This window comes from Pseudomonas sp. TMW22090, assembly GCF_022496665.1.
Taxonomy (GTDB): Bacteria; Pseudomonadota; Gammaproteobacteria; order Pseudomonadales; family Pseudomonadaceae; genus Aquipseudomonas; species Aquipseudomonas gregormendelii.
On sequence record NZ_SCFH01000004.1, the window covers coordinates 431323 to 449069 of the forward strand.

At 61.2% G+C, this 17747-nt stretch carries 17 protein-coding genes and 1 pseudogene; 9 read left to right on the plus strand and 9 right to left on the minus strand.

The annotated features are described in order from the left end of the window. Nucleotides 1–34 precede the first annotated feature (34 nt). Nucleotides 35–1201 carry a class C beta-lactamase gene (ampC, locus tag EQV97_RS14580; RefSeq protein ID WP_240889138.1) on the plus strand — a complete coding sequence of 389 codons (1167 nt, stop codon included), beginning with the start codon at nt 35–37 and terminating at the stop codon, nt 1199–1201. 61 nt (nt 1202–1262) lie between these two features. Here ampC and EQV97_RS14585 read toward each other — a convergent pair whose 3' ends face one another. Continuing rightward, the gene (locus EQV97_RS14585) at nt 1263–1811 is read right to left on the minus strand and encodes a DUF4174 domain-containing protein (RefSeq protein WP_201147137.1); all 549 of its coding nucleotides are present in this window, start codon (nt 1809–1811) and stop codon (nt 1263–1265) included. Between the two features lie 211 nt (nt 1812–2022). On the opposite strand from EQV97_RS14585, the gene EQV97_RS14590 reads away from it, so the two are divergent. Next, on the plus strand, nt 2023–2493 hold the full coding sequence (locus EQV97_RS14590; protein ID WP_240889139.1) for a GNAT family N-acetyltransferase: 471 nt from the start codon (nt 2023–2025) through the stop codon (nt 2491–2493). Nucleotides 2494–2505: 12 nt separating this feature from the next. On the opposite strand, the gene EQV97_RS14595 is transcribed toward EQV97_RS14590, so the two are convergent. From EQV97_RS14595 to EQV97_RS14605, 3 genes and pseudogenes are all read right to left on the minus strand, one after another. After that, nucleotides 2506–3291 (minus strand): sulfite exporter TauE/SafE family protein, encoded by a 786-nt coding sequence (locus EQV97_RS14595; RefSeq protein ID WP_045060964.1) that lies wholly within the window; start codon nt 3289–3291, stop codon nt 2506–2508. A 215-nt stretch (nt 3292–3506) separates the two neighbouring features. Beyond that, the gene (locus EQV97_RS14600; RefSeq protein WP_240889140.1) at nt 3507–4721 is read right to left on the minus strand and encodes an MFS transporter; all 1215 of its coding nucleotides are present in this window, start codon (nt 4719–4721) and stop codon (nt 3507–3509) included. A 65-nt stretch (nt 4722–4786) separates the two neighbouring features. Then, a pseudogene (locus EQV97_RS14605) lies at nt 4787–5306 on the minus strand (hypothetical protein). A 226-nt stretch (nt 5307–5532) separates the two neighbouring features. Here EQV97_RS14605 and EQV97_RS14610 point away from each other — a divergent pair. Together EQV97_RS14610 and EQV97_RS14615 are read left to right on the plus strand one after the other, a co-directional pair. Then, nucleotides 5533–6354 (plus strand): aldo/keto reductase, encoded by an 822-nt coding sequence (locus EQV97_RS14610; RefSeq protein ID WP_225570693.1) that lies wholly within the window; start codon nt 5533–5535, stop codon nt 6352–6354. Nucleotides 6355–6382: 28 nt separating this feature from the next. Next, nucleotides 6383–6853 (plus strand): DUF1810 domain-containing protein, encoded by a 471-nt coding sequence (locus EQV97_RS14615; protein ID WP_122839371.1) that lies wholly within the window; start codon nt 6383–6385, stop codon nt 6851–6853. On the opposite strand, the gene EQV97_RS14620 is transcribed toward EQV97_RS14615, so the two are convergent. After that, on the minus strand, nt 6818–9178 hold the full coding sequence (locus EQV97_RS14620; protein WP_240889141.1) for a DNA polymerase II: 2361 nt from the start codon (nt 9176–9178) through the stop codon (nt 6818–6820). The two genes, EQV97_RS14615 and EQV97_RS14620, sit on opposite strands and share 36 nt — an antisense overlap. 212 nt (nt 9179–9390) lie before the next feature. On the opposite strand from EQV97_RS14620, the gene EQV97_RS14625 reads away from it, so the two are divergent. Next, entirely contained in the window at nt 9391–9831 is a 441-nt protein-coding gene (locus tag EQV97_RS14625) for a CBS domain-containing protein (protein ID WP_045060957.1), read from the plus strand. 101 nt (nt 9832–9932) lie between these two features. Here the strand turns inward: EQV97_RS14625 and EQV97_RS14630 are convergent, their stop codons facing one another. After that, a complete protein-coding gene (locus EQV97_RS14630; RefSeq protein WP_122839373.1) occupies nt 9933–10556 on the minus strand; it encodes a glutathione S-transferase in 624 nt (207 codons plus the stop codon). 157 nt (nt 10557–10713) lie between these two features. On the opposite strand from EQV97_RS14630, the gene EQV97_RS14635 reads away from it, so the two are divergent. From EQV97_RS14635 to EQV97_RS14645, 3 genes are all read left to right on the plus strand, one after another. After that, nucleotides 10714–11235: a DUF3455 domain-containing protein gene (locus EQV97_RS14635; RefSeq protein ID WP_122839374.1), complete on the plus strand. Its 522-nt coding sequence runs from the start codon at nt 10714–10716 to the stop codon at nt 11233–11235. A 273-nt stretch (nt 11236–11508) separates the two neighbouring features. Next, nucleotides 11509–12030, plus strand: coding sequence for a sigma-70 family RNA polymerase sigma factor (locus tag EQV97_RS14640; protein ID WP_240889142.1), 522 nt, complete (start codon nt 11509–11511; stop codon nt 12028–12030). Then, nucleotides 12027–12746 (plus strand): anti-sigma factor, encoded by a 720-nt coding sequence (locus EQV97_RS14645; protein WP_240889143.1) that lies wholly within the window; start codon nt 12027–12029, stop codon nt 12744–12746. The genes EQV97_RS14640 and EQV97_RS14645 overlap by 4 nt, the downstream gene beginning before the upstream one ends. 63 nt (nt 12747–12809) lie before the next feature. Here EQV97_RS14645 and EQV97_RS14650 read toward each other — a convergent pair whose 3' ends face one another. Further along, nucleotides 12810–13901 carry a DUF1615 domain-containing protein gene (locus EQV97_RS14650; protein ID WP_240889144.1) on the minus strand — a complete coding sequence of 364 codons (1092 nt, stop codon included), beginning with the start codon at nt 13899–13901 and terminating at the stop codon, nt 12810–12812. Between the two features lie 291 nt (nt 13902–14192). Between EQV97_RS14650 and EQV97_RS14655 the strand changes: the two genes are divergently transcribed. Beyond that, nucleotides 14193–15728, plus strand: coding sequence for an FAD-dependent oxidoreductase (locus EQV97_RS14655; RefSeq protein WP_240889145.1), 1536 nt, complete (start codon nt 14193–14195; stop codon nt 15726–15728). A 62-nt stretch (nt 15729–15790) separates the two neighbouring features. Here the strand turns inward: EQV97_RS14655 and hemB are convergent, their stop codons facing one another. After that, the gene (gene hemB, locus EQV97_RS14660) at nt 15791–16765 is read right to left on the minus strand and encodes a porphobilinogen synthase (protein WP_045060950.1); all 975 of its coding nucleotides are present in this window, start codon (nt 16763–16765) and stop codon (nt 15791–15793) included. A 130-nt stretch (nt 16766–16895) separates the two neighbouring features. Continuing rightward, complete coding sequence (locus EQV97_RS14665; protein WP_201147123.1) at nt 16896–17738, minus strand: PhzF family phenazine biosynthesis protein; 843 nt, start codon at nt 17736–17738, stop codon at nt 16896–16898. Nucleotides 17739–17747: the final 9 nt, after the last annotated feature.

The following is a 17747-nucleotide window of genomic DNA, read 5'->3' on the forward strand; positions in this document are numbered from 1 at the left end:
ACACTGTGCAAAACACCAAGGACAACCACCCCCCATGCACACCTCCAGCCTCAGCAAAACCCTGGCCTGCAGCGCATTCGGACTCCTCCTCGCCACGACCCACTGCATCGCCGCCGCGCCCTCCGATCAACAAATCGAAGCGACCGTGAAGGCCGCCGTGACCCCCGTCATGCAGCAACAAAACATCGCGGGCATGGCGGTAGCCGTCACCTACAAAGGCCAGGCGCATTATTTCAACTTCGGTGCAGCCTCCAGGGAAACCGGCAAGGCGGTCACTGAAAACACCTTGTTCGAGATAGGCTCACTCAGCAAAACCTTCACCGCGACCCTGGCCGCCTACGCCCAGGCCAGCGGCAAATTGTCCCTGTCGACAAAGGCCAGCCAGATTCTCCCGGCATTGCAAGGTAGCGCCTTCGACAACATCAGCGTGCTGCAACTGGGCACGTATACCGCCGGTGGTCTGCCGTTGCAGTTCCCCGAAAATGACGACTCGCCAGACAAGATGATCGGCTATTTCCAGCAGTGGAAGCCGACCTATGACGCTGGCAGCCATCGACTATATTCCAACCCAAGCCTGGGGCTCTTTGGCTATCTGGCCGCGCAAAGCATGGGGGCGCCATTTGACCAGTTGATGGAAAAGACCTTGCTGCCAAAACTGGGCCTTTCCCATACCTGGCTCAAAGTCCCAACGGCCGAAATGGCACTGTACGCCCAGGGCTACAACAAGGAGGACAAACCCGTCAGAGTCGGCCCGGGAGCGCTCGATTCCGAGGCGTACGGGGTCAAAACCAGCGCCGTCGACATGCTGCGCTATGTCGAGGCAAACATGCGGCCGACGAAGCTGGAAGCGCCGATGCAACAGGCTATCGCTACCACCCACACCGGCTACTACAGCGTCGCAAACATGACTCAGGGGCTGGGTTGGGAGCTGTACAGCTACCCCATCACACTCGACCAGCTGCTGGCCGGGAATTCAACGGAAATGGCGATGCAGGCGCATCAAGTCAAGTGGCTTACCCCCCCGCAACCACAGCCGCAGAATGTACTGATCAACAAGACCGGCTCGACTGGCGGCTTTGGCGCCTATGCGGCGTTCGTGCCGTCCAAGGAGATAGGCATCGTGATTCTTGCGAACAAGAACTTTCCAATCCCCGACAGGGTCAAGATCGCTCACTCGGTTCTGGGCGTGCTGGCACACTGATCGAAACTACCTTTCGTGTGAACACTAAAATGGGCGACCTGTGCAGGTCGCCCATTTTGTTTCAGTCGTCGGGCATTTCAGGCGGCTTGGCGGGTTTAGCCGGTTTGGCAGGTTTCGCGCCCTTGGCGCCCTTGGCCGGCTCGGCTTCGGCCGGTGCCGCCACCGCCGCTGCCGCCGCTTCTTTTTCAGCCATCGGCATGGCATCGATAGTGCTGAAAATCTGCTTCAGGTCTACCGTCCCCAATTGTTCAAGCTTCTTCTCACCATCCTTGCCCACAAGAATGACCTTGGTCTGCGCCCCGGCCCCCATCTTCAGTGCACGAATCAGCGCCATCGTACTTTGCGGGTCGAGGTCTTTGCCCTCTCGCTGGCCCATGGTGTTGATCACCGAATAAAGCACCATGTTGCGGTCGGTGAAGCCTTTTTTGTTGTCGGGCTCTTCCAGGGATTTTTTCAGGCTGACCCACGTCGGGTCCACCGTGCTGGGCGCGATCACGATCAGCGGACGCGAGCGGCCCTTGTCCATGTCCAGCGGTGAATCGCCGTCAGCGGCGAGCAAGGGGCCGGCGAGTACCAGCAAGGTAGTCAGGGTCAAAGACCTGATGAGCATGCGCATCTCCTTTTGTAATCCACGCTCTAATGATTGCGCATCGCGGTGATTGTTCCGGGTGACGCACCGCAATAATGTTTCGCCTTGTTCAAAGCTTAGGTCAGGGCGATTATTGCGCAACCGCCATCCTGTGCGCAGTTGATGACTTGAAACGAACATTCTATGGTCGGCGCACGACAAGCCAGCGTCATGAAAAGGAGCTTCAAGCGCCATGCAAATCGACTACCTGTGCGACCACCCAGCACTCATCCCCGAGTTGGCCGAACTCAATTTCAACGAGTGGGGTCAATACCGTCCCGGCGACACACTGCAAGCCAGAACCGTGCGCATGCGGGCGGCCTGTAGCAAAGGTGCAGTGCCCTCGGTTGTGGTCGCCATTGAAGGTGCACAATTGCTCGGCGGCGCCCTGCTGATCGACAGCGACCTCGACTCCCGCCCGGATCTGACGCCGTGGCTGGCTGGAGTGTATGTGAAGGTCGAGCATCGCGGCCGGGGCATTGCCTCGGCGCTGGTGAACCGAATTGTCGACGAAGCGGCAGCACTGGGCATCGCCGAGTTGTATCTCTATACCGACCAGGCCCAGTCGCTGTATGCCAGGCTGGGTTGGGAAGTTGTCGAGCATACGGTCGATGACGAGGGGCTCGACATCACTGTGATGAAGCGTCTGATCCAAAAGGCCTGACGCACGGCTCACTCAGAACGCCAATTTGTAACCGATCAATACCAGCATGGTCGCCAGGCAAGGTCGCAGCACTTCATCGGAGATCCGTCCGGTGAGGTGACTGCCCAGCCAGATGCCCGGCAGCGAGCCGATCAACAAATAGCCCAGCACGTGCCAGTCCATGTTGCCCATGCTCGCGTGGCCAAGACCGGCGACGAGGGTCAGCGGTACGGCGTGGGCGATTTCGGTGCCCACCAGACGCCGGGTTGGCAGCAGCGGATAGAGGATGAACAAGGCCACGGTGCCCAGCGCGCCAGCGCCAATGGACGTCAGTGCGACCATTGTGCCAAGGACCAGACCGGTGATGACAGTCATCACATTGAGGCGCGGACCGCTCGGGTTGTAGTTGCCGCCAGCTCGTTTGTGGGCGAAATCGAGCAGGCGTTTCTTGAAGAAAATTGCCAGTGCCGTCGCGAACAGTACGAAACCCAAGGCCTGTTTGATAACGGCATTCATGGCATCCGGAGAGCTGTGCAGCGTGCTCAGGAACCACAATGTCATGACCACTGCGGGGACACTGCCGAGGGTCAGCCAGCCGGTGATCGCCCAGTCGATATTCTTGTTTTTGCGGTGAACCAGAACACCACTGGATTTGGTGATGGCCGCGTACAGCAGGTCAGTGCCGACCGCTGTGGCGGGATTGACGCCGAACCACAGCAGGATGGGAGTCATCAACGACCCGCCACCGACGCCGGTCATGCCGACAATAAAACCCACTACCAAGCCTGCAACGACTAACCCGAGGTTTCCAAAGTCCATAAATCGCCCAAACAAACCGCAGGAAAAAACTGGCCCGCAGCATAGCGATTTTTCTTATAACTACTTATATCAATGCGGACTATGGTTATATCGATTCGGCAATGATGTTGAATGGCGGACCGCTCGCGAGCAAGCTTTACTTCCACAGGGGTGCGACGCAGGCAGCCGTGGCAGGCAAGCGTGGCTCCCACAGAATGAGTTCGGATCATTGCAGGTCAGTGCGACCGCCGCCCCGGCTTGAAGCTGTAATGGCTATTAACAAAAACCGTAGCAAACGCCACCAGCGACAAAATCAGCAACGCCCAGGGAAACGCCATCGCGCCCACCCGGTCCAGCAGCAGACCACCGAACAGTCCGCCCCCGGCAATGGCCACGTTCCAGGAAGTCGTCAGCATCGCCTGCACCACATCAACGTTCTCCCCCGCAGAATCTGCAGCCGCCGTCAGCAGCAACGTTGCCGACCCGCCAAATGACAGACCCCACACCGCCATGCAGCCATACACCACCCAAGGCGACGACGCAGCCATGGCCAGCACCAGCGCGGTAAGCGAAAAAACCGCGAGGCTGATCAGCGCCAACCGGCGCAACCAACGGTCCACCAGCAGGCCAATCACCCAGATACCCACCAGCGAACTGACACCGAACACCAGCAGCACCAGGTCCACCCGTTCACCCAGACCCGCCTGGGTCAGGAACGGATCGATGTAGGTGTACAGAATGTTATGCCCCAGCATCCACGTCAGCACCACAAACAACACAGGACGCACGCCCTTCATGCTGAACACCTTGGCCAGGGGCAGGCGCTCGGTGTCGGGCTGGCCGGGACGGTCCGGCACGGCGACCATGATCCAGGCCGCCAGCAGCAGCGCCAGGGCCGACATGATGCCGAACGAGGCGCGCCAGCCAATCAGGTTACCCAGCCAGGTCCCGGCAGGCGTGCCGAGCGACAGCGCGACCGGGGTGCCAAGCATCGCGATCGCCAGCGCCCGACCTTGCAGGCGCGGGGTGACCAGCCCCCGGGCGTAACCGGCCATGATGCCCCACGCCAGGCCCGCCGCCATGCCCGCCAGGAAGCGCGACACCAAGGTCAGCCCGTAGTGACTGGAGAACGTCGTGACTGTGTTGAACAACAGAAATCCGCACACCGTCATCATCAGCACTCGCCGACGCCGCCAGCCGCGAGTCGCCACAGTCAGCGGAATGGCCGCCACGATCGAGCCAAGGGCATAGAGCGTTACCAGCTCGCCGGCCCACACTTCGCTGACCTGCAACCCGGCGCCGATCTGCGTCAGCAACCCGGCCGGCAGGGTTTCGGTGAGCACGGCGATAAAACCGGTCATGGCGAACGCCAGCAGCGCAGCGTAAGGCAGCTTTTCGCTCTTGGCAGAGTGTTCGGTGCGCGCACGTTCGACGGCGGCCTGGTCTGTCATGAAGGTTGCAGCTCCCTTTCAAGCGAGATGAATTGTATACAACTTCACACTGTAACTGACTCGGATCACTGCACCGGTAAAAAATTCAGAAACAGCAGGCTCTGCGCGTAGTTCAGGCCGATCCGTCGATATCGCTCGTCGAGCATCTGGGTCAACAGGTCCAGGCGCGCAACGATCTTGCCGAATTCCACGGCAAAACTCAGGTTGCTGCCCTCCTCCGAGATCTCGTTTGAAAACAGCAAGGGTCCGCCCTGGGGGTTCTGCCGCTGACTGAGGATCCAGGTGGCTTTCTCGATGTTGCGCGCGGCGTTGTTGACGAAGGTCGGATTGATCGCATCCGTCATGTAGAACTCCAGCCGGTCACCGTGGGCCGTCACCAGCATGCTGCCGATGGCATAGAGTCAGGGTGGCCATGCGGTCGACGCTGGTCTGGAGAAATTCCTGGGGTTTGCCTTCGCGAAACTGGCTGATGACGTCCCGTCCCTGCTGCTGGCTGCAACCGGTGACGAACAGCAGCGTCATGCAGGCGATCAGCCAGCGTTGGCCGCGGATGTGCGCGGTGATGAGGGACAACAATTGGGCCATGAATTTTGCGACTTGGGCATTGGCCGGCGGTGGGGATCGCCGCGGGCAGGCCATGGATAGAGCCGCGAATGCTGAAAAAGTGCAGTGCCGACGGTCCGTAAACCTGCACGAAGGATGCGCCATTCAACAACGTCCACCGGCTGCGGTAGCCTGGAGCCTTGCAGCAATGAACCTCATGCCATTCATGCTGCCGAACGTACACCAGCGAATTTTTCAGGAGGTTTGAATGCGCACTTTGCAATTGGCCGGCGTCGAGGTACCGGTCATCGGCCAGGGCACCTGGCGCATGGGCGAGGATTCGTCGCAATACGCCAGCGAAGTCGCGGCCTTGCGCCAGGGCATCGAGCTGGGCATGACCCTGATCGACAGCGCCGAAATGTACGCCGAAGGCGCAGCAGAGGAAGTGGTGGGCGAGGCGATCGCGGGTCAGCGTGACAAGGTCTTCCTGGTCAGCAAAGTGTACCCGCACAACGCCAGCCGCCAGGGTATTCCCTTGGCGTGCGAGCGCAGCCTGAAGCGCCTGGGCACCGATTACATTGATCTTTATCTGCTGCATTGGCGCGGCCAGTATCCGCTGGAGGAAACTGTCGAAGCCTTCGAACGCTTGCGCGAGGCCGGCAAGATCGGCCGCTGGGGCGTATCCAATTTTGATCTGGATGACCTGCACGAACTGGCTGCACCGGCCTGCGCCACCAATCAGGTGCTGTACAACCTGGAAGCGCGCGGCATCGAATTCGACCTGCTACCTTGGTGCCAGCAACAGAGGCTGCCCGTCATGGCCTACTGTCCCATTGGCCAAGGTGGGCATATGCTGGCCCACGCCACCCTTGGACAAGTGGCAGCCCGTCACGCCGCGACACCGGCGCAGGTGGCACTGGCATGGATTCTGCGACAGGACGGGGTGATCGCCATCCCCAAGGCGGTGCGACCCGAGCACGTCAAACTCAACGCCCAAGCCCAGGACATCAGGCTTGAACCCGGGGATCTGGAGGCGCTGGACCAAGTGTTTCGTGCGCCACAACGCAAACAGCGACTGGCCATGGTCTAGGCCATCGGTTTCATCAGAGGGCTTCTACATGAGAAGCACCGATCCGCTGGACTCCTTCAACCTGGACCGCTTCCTCCAGGCGCAGGACCCGGTGTTCGACTACGTCCTCGAGGAACTGGCTGCCGGCTGCAAGCGCCGGCACTGGATGTGGTTCATCTTCCCGCAGATCGCCGGGCTGGGTGGCAGCGAAATGTCGCGGCGCTTCGCTATCCAGTCGGCTGCAGAAGCGATGGCCTATCTGGATCATGCAGTGCTGGGTACACGCCTGCGCACCTGCACTCAATTGGTGCTCAACATCAAGCATCGGTCCATTGGTGACATTTTCGGCCACCCCGACAACCTGAAATTTCACTCCTCCATGACCCTGTTTACGCAGTTCAGCCCTGGGGACAGTCTGTTCCATCAGGCCCTGGACCGTTATTACCACGGCATTCCGGACGAGTGGACCCTGTCGCTACTGGACTCAAAAGAGCCCCAGTTGCCCTCCAATCAGGGTTGAAAAGTCGTCATCGACAAACGGCAGGATGGCGTCCGCGATCGGTTGCAGTTGCCGCGTGACGTAATGGTCATAGTCGACAGGCGCGCTGCGCACCTCCAGCGGCTCAGGGCCGGCTACGGTGATCAGGTAACTGATCCAGCCGCCGTTCTGGTACTGCCGAGGCCGGCCCTGCTGGTCGTTGTAGGCATCGGCGATGCGCGCCGCCCGCACATGTGGAGGCACGTTGCGCTCATAGTCGTCGAGGGTGCGGCGCAGGCGTTTGCGGTAGACGAGGCGCTCGTCGAACTCGCCGGCCAGGGTCTTGCGCACGTAGTCACGCACATAATCCTGATAGGGCTTGCGGTGGAATATCAGCGAATAGAGTTCCTGCTGGAATTGCCGGGCCAGCAGTGACCAATCGGTACGCACCGCTTCAAGGCCCTTGTAGACCATCTCGTCGGTACCATCGGCACGGCGGACCAATCCTGCATAACGCTTTTTACTGCCCTCCTCCGCACCGCGAATGGTCGGCATCAGGAACCGCGTGTAGTGGGTTTCATATTGCAGTTCAAGCACGCTTTGCAGCCCATACTGCTGCTGCACGTGCTCACGCCACCACTGGTTCACGTGATCGACCAGGGCCCTGCCGATCTGCGCGGCTTCTTCCTGGCCATGGGCCCGACGCAGCCAGACGAAGGTCGAGTCGGTATCGCCATAAATCACTGTGTGTCCCTGGGCCTCGATCAGCTGACGAGTGCGCAGCATGATTTCGTGCCCGCGCAAGGTGATCGACGAGGCCAGGCGCGTGTCGAAAAAACGGCAGCCGCTGGACCCGAGCACGCCGTAGAACGCGTTCATGATGATCTTCAGGGCCTGGGACAGCGGCGCGTTGTGCTCGCGCTTGGCAGTTTCCCGGCCTTCGGCCACCCGCGAGACTATTGCCGGCAGGCAGTGCCGCGTGCGGGAAAACCGCGCGCCGCGGAAACCGGGGACCGAGTCGTGGTCGTCAGGGTGCTTGAGGCCTTCGATCAGACCGACCGGGTCGATCAGGAACGTGCGGATGATCGAGGGGTAGAGGCTCTTGTAGTCCAGCACCAGCACCGATTCGTAGAGCCCCGGCTGTGAGTCCATGACAAAACCGCCAGGACTGGCCTGCGGTGGCCGCCCACCGAGGTTCGGCGCAACAAAGCCCTGGCGGTGCATCAGCGGCATGTAAAGGTGGGTGAAGGCCGCTACCGAGCCGCCGCTGCGGTCCGCCGGCAAACCTGTAACGCTGGCGCGCTCGAGCAGGAAGGTCAACAGCTCGGTCTTGGCGAAAATCCGCGTGACCAATTCGCAGTCCTTGAGGTTGTATTTGGCCAGGGCCGGCTTGTCCTCGGCGAACATGCGGTTGATTTCGTCCATGCGCTGATAAGGCGTGCTGATCGCCTTGCCCTCCCCCAACAGGGTCTGGGCGACGTTTTCCAGACTGAACGAGGGGAAACTCCAGGTCGCTGAGCGCAGGGACTCGATGCCGTCGATGATCAAGCGGCCAGCCGCTGCCGCAAAAAAGTGATTGCGGCTGCCATGTTCACGCCACTGCATCTCTTCGCCACCACGCCCCAGCTTGAGCGGCACCGCCAGGCGCCGGGCATGCTCGTGCAGCACCCGCAGGTCGAACTGCACGACGTTCCAGCCGATGATCGCGTCCGGGTCGAAACGGGCAAACCATTCGTTGAGTTTCTTCAGCAACAGGGTGCGTGACTCGCAGTATTCAAGTCGGAAGTCCACCTCGCTGTCGTCACCGTTGGGCGGACCAAGCATGTACACCTGACGCTCGCCACACCCTTGCAGCGCAATCGAGTAAAGCTCGCCACGGGCGGTGGTTTCGATATCCAGGGACACCAGCCTGAGCGTGGGCCGGTAAGCCGGATCGGCTTTCATCTGCGCGTCGAGCACCAGGCCATCGGCATTTGGCGTGCCACCGAAGACCACCGGTGCGGTGATGAAGCGCTCCATCATGTAGCGTTCGGGTGGTCGCACATCGGCTTCGAACATCTCGACGCCGACCTTGCGCAGGGCAGTTTCCAGGCGCATCAACTGGCCGTGTTGCTGACAGTACAGGCCGAGCACCGGGCGATGCTCGAAGTCCAGCAGAGCCAGGGGCCGTAGCTCGACGTTTTTTTCACCCTGTAGCACCTGCTCTGCCTGTCCCCGCTGTTCGGCGGGAATGAACGCCACCGACGGTTGATGGGGCAGGCGAATGCGCCGGGGACCGTTATCGGTCGCCAGCCAGAACTCGACTTCCGTGCCGGCCGGGGTGTCACGCCAATGCCGGGTCAGGACAAAACCCTGCTGTAGATCCACCAGTGCAGCCTCGAGAACGATTCAGGTGGGGATTCTACGCGTATCCTCGTCACAGCTGCCGAGCCAGCGAGGTTATGTGGCGTTGGAACGGGAAATTGTATAAAAAAACTGCCAAATGACGTTTTTTGCATCATATCCGCCGCTTTGCGTCTTGCCCTCGACGCCCGGGTCTATGATTCTTCTAGAACAACGACAACACCAGAGTACCCACCATGAAAACCGTCGCCCAACTGCTCAAGTTGAAAGATCAGAAGAATCAGGAAGTGCACCAGATCAAGCCCGACCACATGGTGCTGGAAGCGTTGATGAAGATGGCCGAGAAGAACGTCGGCGCCCTGCTCGTGGTGGAAAATGACCAGGTGCTGGGGATCATCAGCGAACGGGATTACGCGCGCAAACTGGTGTTGCATGGTCGTTCCTCGGTGGGTACGCCAGTGCGCGACATCATGGTCTCGCAAGTGATCACCGTGGACACCCACCAGACCGTGGACACCTGCCTGGGCATCATGTCCGATAAACGGCTGCGTCACTTGCCTGTGGTCGAGAACGGCAAGCTGATCGGCCTGCTGTCGATCGGCGACCTGGTCAAGGAAGCCATTGCCGAACAGGCCGAGCTCATTCGGCAGCTGGAGCAGTACATTCGCGGCGAATAGTTCGGGTCCCACTTGTGGGTGATCCTGCTCGCGATGGAGTGTCAGTCGACATCATTGGATCTGACATTCCATCGCGAGCAGGCTCGCTCCCACAGTATTGTTCACGTTGGCCAATGCCGGGCAAACACCGGTGCCAATGTCGGATGCCGGTCGATTCGCTCCAGCCACGCATAAAATCCTGGCCGGGTGCTACGCAGATGTTCGCGGCTACCCGCCCAGCGGCTGACCACGGCGGCCAGAACGTCCAGAGCGCCTGGCGCCTCGTCGCCCAGGTACAACTCGCCGGAAAACTGGTCGGCGAACACCTCCCAACTCCAGTGCAGGCGCTGGCGCGCGCCGGCCATGAGGTTCTGCCGGGACTTCTCATCCGATTCGTCCAGCCAGCGCTCGGGGTAGTCGATGATGCCGATCGCCGCATAACAATTGCTGACAATGAACGCCAGACCGCGAATGGCCTGGTCGCGTTCGGCGACGTCGTCCGGCAGCAGGTTCGACTGGGGAAAGGTCAGCCCCAGGTGGATGAGGATCGCGGCGCTCTCGGTCAGGACGCTGCCGTCGGGCAATTGCAGGGTTGGTATCTGCTTCAGCGGATTGAGTTTCTCCAGGGCCTGGGCCGACTCTGGTGAGGCCTCGACATCGATGAAACGATAGGGAATCTCGCAGAGTTCCAACGCCGCCTCAATCGCCGCAGCGCCGGAGTTCCTGTGTCCGTAGAGCTGGTACATACACACCTCCTTTGCAGTTCTCTCTTTGTAGCAGCTGACTCGGCTCCTGCGGAAAAATTTCTTTTTTCGCCTCTGCATCCAAATCGCCCCGTGGCGGGTAGTACCTGTAGCAGCCCTGATGCTGCACAGCGGATTACCCACTTTCGGAGTGCTATCAATGAACGCCAAACAGCTGATGTGCCTTGCCGGTTTGCTTGCCACCACTAACGCCGCCTTCGCCCAGACCGGGTTGCCCGACAGCATCAAGGTGCCGGACGGGCACAAAGTGGCGATGGAGACCACCGGGGTCGGCGAGATCACCTATGAGTGCCGAGACAAGGCCAACGCCGCCGGCATGACCGAGTGGGTTTTCGTGGGGCCCAAAGCGGTACTTAACGATCGCAGCGGCAAACAGGTCGGCACCTATTTCGGCCCGCCGGCCACCTGGCAGGCGAAGGACGGCTCGAAGGTCACCGGTACCCAACTGGCCGTAGCACCTTCGACACCGGGTAACCTGCCTTACCAGTTGGTCAAGGCCAATCCGGCCGAAGGCAAAGGCGCGATGAGCGGCGTGAGCTATATCCAGCGCGTGGCCCTCAAGGGCGGCGTGGCGCCGGGTACCGAATGCACCTCCGCCAACAAGGGCAAGCAGGAAGTGGTGAAGTACCAGGCGGATTACATTTTCTGGGCTGCCAGCTGATTCCGGCACCCACCTCGAATAAACGCCTGGACACTGCAATATTCTGGAACACATGCATTATCCGTGATCCGGGACACCTGCAATTTCTGTGACCTGGAACAGCTGTAGCAGCTCTGGCAGCTGTGGGAACAGGGCTTATCCGCGAGGGTGGTCGGTCAGCAGATTCAACATTTGCTGACAAAAAGCCATCGCGGGCAAGCCTTGCGCCTACAGGAGTCGTGTTTGTTTGCTAGATTGCATGCCAGGTCCCAACAATGGCTGAGCACAGTGTCCTTGCCCGAACCCTTATTCGATTACGAAGCACACCTGGCCGCCTGCGGGCGAGGCGAGCGGCAGGCCTTGCGCGATTTATACGTGCAGGAGAGTCCGCGCCTGCTGGGCGTGGCCAAGCGCCTGGTCCGCGACACGGCACTGGCCGAAGACATTGTCCACGATGCATTTCTGAAAATCTGGAACGGTGCCGCGCGATTCGATCCCGCGCGAGGCTCGGCGCGGGGCTGGATGTACAGCGTAACGCGGCACCTGGCGCTGAATTTCCTGCGCGACCATCGGCGCGAAAACCACGACGAGACCGAAGTGCCGGACGTTGCCGAAGCTTTCGATGACCAGGCCGATTCCGGGCGCATCCATCACTGCCTGGAGCAATTGGATCCGGCACGGCGCACTTGCATCGTGCATGCGTACGTCGACGGTTATTCCCACGCCGAGATATCACACAAGCTCGGCACCCCGCTGGGCACGGTCAAAGCCTGGATCAAGCGCAGCCTGACGGCGTTGCGGGAGTGCATGGGATGATCAGCAGACCCTTGAACGAAACCCCTGAAGAGCGCGACGAACTGGCCAGCGAGTATGTACTGGGCACGCTCCCGGCCGAGTTGCGAGTTCAGGTGCGCCTTCGCCTCGAGGACGACGCCGAGTTGCGCACGGCGGTCGACAGCTGGGAACGTCGCCTGCTCGGCCTGACCGACCTCGTCGAGCCTGTGCTTCCCTCTACCCAATTGTGGCCGAGGATTGAGCGCAGTGTGCAGGTCCTGGAGCCCAAACCCCGGTCACCTGCCCCGCGCGCGCCCTCCTGGTGGAACCTGCTGCCCTTATGGCGCGGGCTGGCCGGTGCCGGGCTAGCAGCCAGTCTGCTGCTCGGTGCATTGCTGTTGACGCAGACCACGGCCAAGCCGACCTACCTGGTGGTATTGGTCGGCCCTCAGGACAAGGCGCCGGGCTGGGTCGTCCAGGCGAGCAACCCAAGGGAGTTGCAGCTGATTCCGCTGGGGGTGGTTGAAGTTCCAGCCGACAAGGCGCTGGAATTCTGGACCAAGGCTGACGGTTGGCAAGGACCGGTATCCCTGGGTCTGGTCAAACCGGGGCAAACCCTGTCGGTGCCGCTGGATAAGCTGCCACCACTGGTCCCGGATCAACTGTTCGAGCTGACTCTGGAGAACCCCAATGGCTCGCCGATCGGCAAGCCGACCGGGCCGATTCAATTCATCGGCCGGGCAGTGAAGGTCATTTGATTGAATTTACCCTGGGCCGTCTGATGCAAACAACCGCGCGATCCCACTGAGGCCTGGGCCCGCTCAGCGGGCTCGGGCCATGCAACGCTGATAGCGCTCATCCACCCGCTTGGCGAACCAGGCGGTGGTGAGTTTTCGAGTAATTTTCGGGCTTTGCAGGACGATTCCCGGCAACACCGCCCGGGGCAATGACCGGCCTTCATTTTGCTCTGCCAATTCGAACACCCGCTGATACAGTTCCGTCTCCTCGAACTCCAGGCTCTTGCCCTTCTCCAGTTGAGCGCGGATGGTCGGATTGCGCATGTCCAGTTGCTTGCCAAGGCTGCGCACCGCCAGTTCGGTGGTCCCGGGCATGATTGCGTCGTAGCGCACCAGATCACCGTCCAGCGCCAGCGGGATGCCAGATGCGCGACTCACGGCATTCTGAAAGGCGGCATTGCGACTGGCGTACCAGCCGGCGTTGAAATCGGCAAAGCGGTACAGGGGTTGTTCGTAGCTCACCGGGTAACCCAACAGGTGGGCGATACCGAAATACATGCCGCCGCGACGACTGAACACTTCACGGCGAATCGTGCCCTCGACCGGATACGGGTACTGTCGCGCATGCTCTTCGGCGAAATCGATGCTGACCTGCATCGGCCCACCGGTATGCACCGGGTTAAATCCGCCGAACAGCGTCTGCCCCATTGGCACCATGCCGATGAAATCATCGAAGATCGCGCTCAGTTCCTTTTCACTGCGTGCGGCATTGAGCCGGGTGCTGTAGCTCTTGCCGTTAGGCGATTTGACCTGCAGCGCGCCACTGACCAGCAGGCGGGGGATATGCACCTTGGCGGCCCGGCGGTCGATCTCTTCACGGGCGATCTTGCCCAGCCCGGGCACTGGCGGGTCCACTTGGAACGTCGACTCCTGCTCGGTGACGGCGAGCACCGAGCAGAGGTTTTGCGTACTAGGATAAATGCCCTGCGCGGCGAATGCGGCATAGATGTCCGTGGCCCAGCCCTGGCGATCGGCTGTTTTGGCCGGCAACAGACGCACCAGTTCCGCCTTGACCTCTGCGGGCTTGCGCGCAGGCGGTTCCGGTGTCCTTTGCGTGGCGCAACCGGCGAGTACCAGTAGCGCGGTGACGCTTGTGATCAATCGATTGGCTTGCATGGTGTTCCATCAGATTCTTCGGGACGGTTAACCATACGATCAATGGCATGGCGCAGGCTATGACTCTTGCCGCCGCTAGCTGTTCCCCCGACTAAACCGGGTGCGATTTGCGCGGGATCTGCATGCAATCCGGGTAGGAGCTGGCGAGAGAAACGAGGCTGCGATCTTTTGATCGGAACGCCGTCCCCAGCAGGCATGCTTTCACCAGAGGGCTTTTTCCGTTGGGCAGGCCGTCTGGACGCGGTTTCGGGCTGGACCATACTTGAGCAACACGGCGAGGAGACCAGCCCCATGAATCGAAGCGATGTGCTGATTGTCGGCGCCGGCCCCACTGGACTGGTACTGGCGCTGTGGTTGAGCAAACTGGGGATTCGGGTGCGGATCATCGACAAGAGCTCGGCGCCCGGCACGACCTCCCGGGCGTTGGCGGTGCAGGCGCGCACCCTTGAACTGTATCGCCAGCTCGACCTCGCCGACGCCGTGGTGCAGAACGGTCATCGCGTTGCCGCGGCGAATTTCTGGGTCAAGGGCGGGCCTGTCGCGCGCTTGCCCCTGACGGCCGTCGGCGAAGGCCTCACGCCCTACTCTTTCCTGGAAGTATATCCCCAGGACCAGCACGAGCGACTATTGATCACCCGCCTCCAAGCCTTTGGAATCAAGGTTGAACGCAGTACCGAACTTGAAAGTTTCGAGGAAACCGGCGACGGCGTCAGCGCGCAATTGCGCTTGCCGGACGGCCAGCAGGAAATTTGCCAGGCGTGTTACCTGGCCGGGTGTGATGGCGCCCGATCGATCGTGCGCAAGGCCCTCGATACCGACTTTCCCGGCGGCACCTACCAGCAGATTTTCTACGTGGCTGATGTGCATGCCAGCGGCGAGGCCCTCAATGGCGAATTGCACGTGGACCTGGATGAGGCCGACTTCCTTGCGGTGTTTCCCATGGCCGAGCAAGGTCGCGCACGGCTGATCGGCACAGTGCGCGATGAGCGCGCGGAACAGTCGGAAAACCTGAGGTTCGAGGATGTCAGCAATCACGCGATCCAGAACATGAACGTGCAGATCGAGCAGGTGAACTGGTTCTCGACCTACCGCGTGCATCACCGGGTGGCGGATCACTTTCGCACCGGTCGCGCGTTTCTGCTGGGGGACGCCGCCCACGTCCACAGTCCGGTCGGCGGCCAGGGCATGAACACCGGGATCGGCGACGCCATCAACCTGGCGTGGAAACTCGCCGCCGTGTTGAGTGGCGGTGCCGAAGCGCGGTTGCTCGACAGTTATGAACCGGAACGCATCGCTTTTGCCCGCAAACTGGTCGCCACTACCGACCGGGTATTCAGTTTGGTCACCGCCCAGGGCCCCATGGCCGACCTGCTGCGCACCCGCCTGGCGCCGTTGCTCATTCCGAGAATGGCCGCGTTCGAAACATCCCGCGAATTTCTGTTTCGCACGGTTTCGCAGATCACTCTGAATTACCGGGCGATGGCATTAAGTGCAGGCGTGGCCGGGCATGTCCATGGCGGGGACCGACTGCCTTGGGCGCACGATGGCGAAGGCGACAATTATGAATCGCTCAAGCAACCGGTCTGGCAGGTGCATGTGTATGGCGACACCAGCGACGAAATGATCGCCTGGTGCGTGGAGCATCACCTGCCGTTGCAGGTATTTGCCTGGCGGCCTGCGTTCGAAGCGGCCGGCCTGGGACGTAACGGGTTCTACCTGTTACGACCGGATACCTATGTGGCGATCGCCGAGAACAGCTCGGATCCGAAGGTGATCGAACGCTATTTCCGTGATCACGGGATTCGTACGTTTTTCACCAACCCCTGACACCCTACACAACAAACATGTGGCAGCGGGCTTGCCCGCTGCCACAGGCAGGTTGCTATTGGTTAGATCCCGGCCAGCGCCAGGTCCATCGCGAAGTAGGTGAAAATCAGATCGGCACCGGCGCGTTTGATCGCCCCCAGGCTTTCGCGGACCACCCGGTCTTCGTCAATGGCCCCGGCCTGGGCGCCGAACTTGATCATCGCGTATTCGCCGCTGACCTGGTACGCCGCCAGCGGCAGGCGCGAGGCCTCGCGGATGTCGCGGATGATGTCCAGGTACGCGCCGGCCGGCTTGACCATCAGCGCATCCGCGCCTTCCTGCTCGTCCAGCAAAGACTCGCGCACCGCTTCGCGGCGGTTCATCGGGTTCATCTGGTAGCTCTTGCGATCGCCCTTGAGGGCACTGCCACCGGCTTCACGAAACGGGCCGTAAAGCGCCGAAGCGAACTTGGTCGAATAGGCCATGATCGGCGTGTGGGTGAAACCGGCGGCATCCAGTGCCCGGCGAATTGCCTGGACCTGCCCGTCCATCGCCGCCGAAGGAGCGATCACATCGGCACCGGCCTGGGCTGCAGCAACGGCCTGCCGGCCGAGGTTGACCAGGGTCTGATCGTTGTCGACTTCATGGTTGTGCATGACCCCGCAGTGGCCATGGTCGGTGTATTCGCAGAAGCAGGTGTCGGACATCACGATCATGTCCGGCACTGCATCCTTGGCGATGCGCGACATGCGTGACACCAGCCCGTTTTCGTTCCAGGTATCGCTGCCGTTGCTGTCCAGGTGGTGGGACACGCCGAACGTCATCACCGAACGGATACCGGCACGGGCGTAGCGCTCGATCTCGCCGGCAAGTTTCGATTCGGGAATGCGCATCACGCCCGGCATGCTCTTGATCGGCACGAAGTCGTCGATTTCTTCCTCGACGAAGATCGGCAGCACCAGGTCATCGAGACTGAACTCGGTTTCCTGGAACAGGCTGCGCAGGCTCGCATTGCGGCGCAGACGGCGTGGACGTGCTTCGGGGAACTGACTGGACATGGGGGTTCCTGGGACAAGACAAAAGTCGTAGGGGGCGAAAGCTTATGCGTTGTGCGGCGTACCGCACAAACGCTTGTTGACCAAGAGTGCGTTACCGGTCGGGCAATAATCACCAGACGGTAAGGTCGGTCTAGAGGGTCAAAGTGCCGCTGATGCAGGTTACCACGGGGCCACCGACCCAGATTTCGTCGCCCACCTGCTCGACCTGGATTCGCCCGGCGCGACCCATGGTCACACCCTGGCTGACCACATAGCTCGGCGGTGCCAGCCCTTCCATGAGTAGCCACTGCGCCAGCCCGGCATTCAGGCTGCCGGTGGCCGGATCTTCAGGCATGCCGTCGCCGCTGATAAATGCACGCACTTCGAACTGCGCGGCATCGCCATCGCGTGCCGGCTGCCAGGGCGCAACGACCCCGACCGCGAGGCCGAGCATTTGCGCATGGTCGGGCTGCAGGTCCAGCACTTGCTGGCGATCAGCCAGCATCACCGCCAGCCAGCCGGCGCCATTATCGACCCACTGACTGCGCAGGATCGCGCCGCGCTCCAGGCCCAATCCCAGGCGCACCCGTTCTACAATCCCGGCATCCACCGGCCCGGTCCTGATCAGCGGCGGCGCCAGGAAGGCCAGCTCCGCGCCCTGGCGACGAATGCGCACCAGCCCGACTCCGCACTCCTGAATCACCTCCTCGGCCATGGGCACGCCGCCGGCTTCCAGCCAGGCATGACAAGTCCCCAGGGTCGGATGACCGGCGAATGGCAGCTCCTTGAGCGTGGTGAAGATCCGCACCCGGTAGTCGGCCCGCGGGTCACGGGGCTGGAGGATGAAGGTGGTCTCGCTGAGGTTGGTCCAGGCGGCAAACGCCGCCATCCGCTCGTCACTCAGTTCATCAGCGCCGAACACCACCGCCAGCGGATTGCCTTTGAGCGGGCTGCGGCTGAACACATCTACCTGCTTGAAATCGAATGAATGCATGGCCTTTCC

Coding starts and splice junctions, on each gene's coding strand:
- ampC (WP_240889138.1), top strand. CDS start 35: ATGCACACCTCCAGCCTCAGCAAAACCCTGGCCTGCAGCGCATTCGGA.
- EQV97_RS14595 (WP_045060964.1), bottom strand. CDS start 3,291: ATGGACTTTGGAAACCTCGGGTTAGTCGTTGCAGGCTTGGTAGTGGGT.
- EQV97_RS14625 (WP_045060957.1), top strand. CDS start 9,391: ATGAAAACCGTCGCCCAACTGCTCAAGTTGAAAGATCAGAAGAATCAG.
- EQV97_RS14630 (WP_122839373.1), bottom strand. CDS start 10,556: ATGTACCAGCTCTACGGACACAGGAACTCCGGCGCTGCGGCGATTGAG.
- EQV97_RS14655 (WP_240889145.1), top strand. CDS start 14,193: ATGAATCGAAGCGATGTGCTGATTGTCGGCGCCGGCCCCACTGGACTG.
- EQV97_RS14600 (WP_240889140.1), bottom strand. CDS start 4,721: ATGACAGACCAGGCCGCCGTCGAACGTGCGCGCACCGAACACTCTGCC.
- EQV97_RS14590 (WP_240889139.1), top strand. CDS start 2,023: ATGCAAATCGACTACCTGTGCGACCACCCAGCACTCATCCCCGAGTTG.
- EQV97_RS14650 (WP_240889144.1), bottom strand. CDS start 13,901: ATGCAAGCCAATCGATTGATCACAAGCGTCACCGCGCTACTGGTACTC.
- hemB (WP_045060950.1), bottom strand. CDS start 16,765: ATGTCCAGTCAGTTCCCCGAAGCACGTCCACGCCGTCTGCGCCGCAAT.
- EQV97_RS14615 (WP_122839371.1), top strand. CDS start 6,383: ATGAGAAGCACCGATCCGCTGGACTCCTTCAACCTGGACCGCTTCCTC.
- EQV97_RS14585 (WP_201147137.1), bottom strand. CDS start 1,811: ATGCTCATCAGGTCTTTGACCCTGACTACCTTGCTGGTACTCGCCGGC.
- EQV97_RS14645 (WP_240889143.1), top strand. CDS start 12,027: ATGATCAGCAGACCCTTGAACGAAACCCCTGAAGAGCGCGACGAACTG.
- EQV97_RS14610 (WP_225570693.1), top strand. CDS start 5,533: ATGCGCACTTTGCAATTGGCCGGCGTCGAGGTACCGGTCATCGGCCAG.
- EQV97_RS14665 (WP_201147123.1), bottom strand. CDS start 17,738: ATGCATTCATTCGATTTCAAGCAGGTAGATGTGTTCAGCCGCAGCCCG.
- EQV97_RS14635 (WP_122839374.1), top strand. CDS start 10,714: ATGAACGCCAAACAGCTGATGTGCCTTGCCGGTTTGCTTGCCACCACT.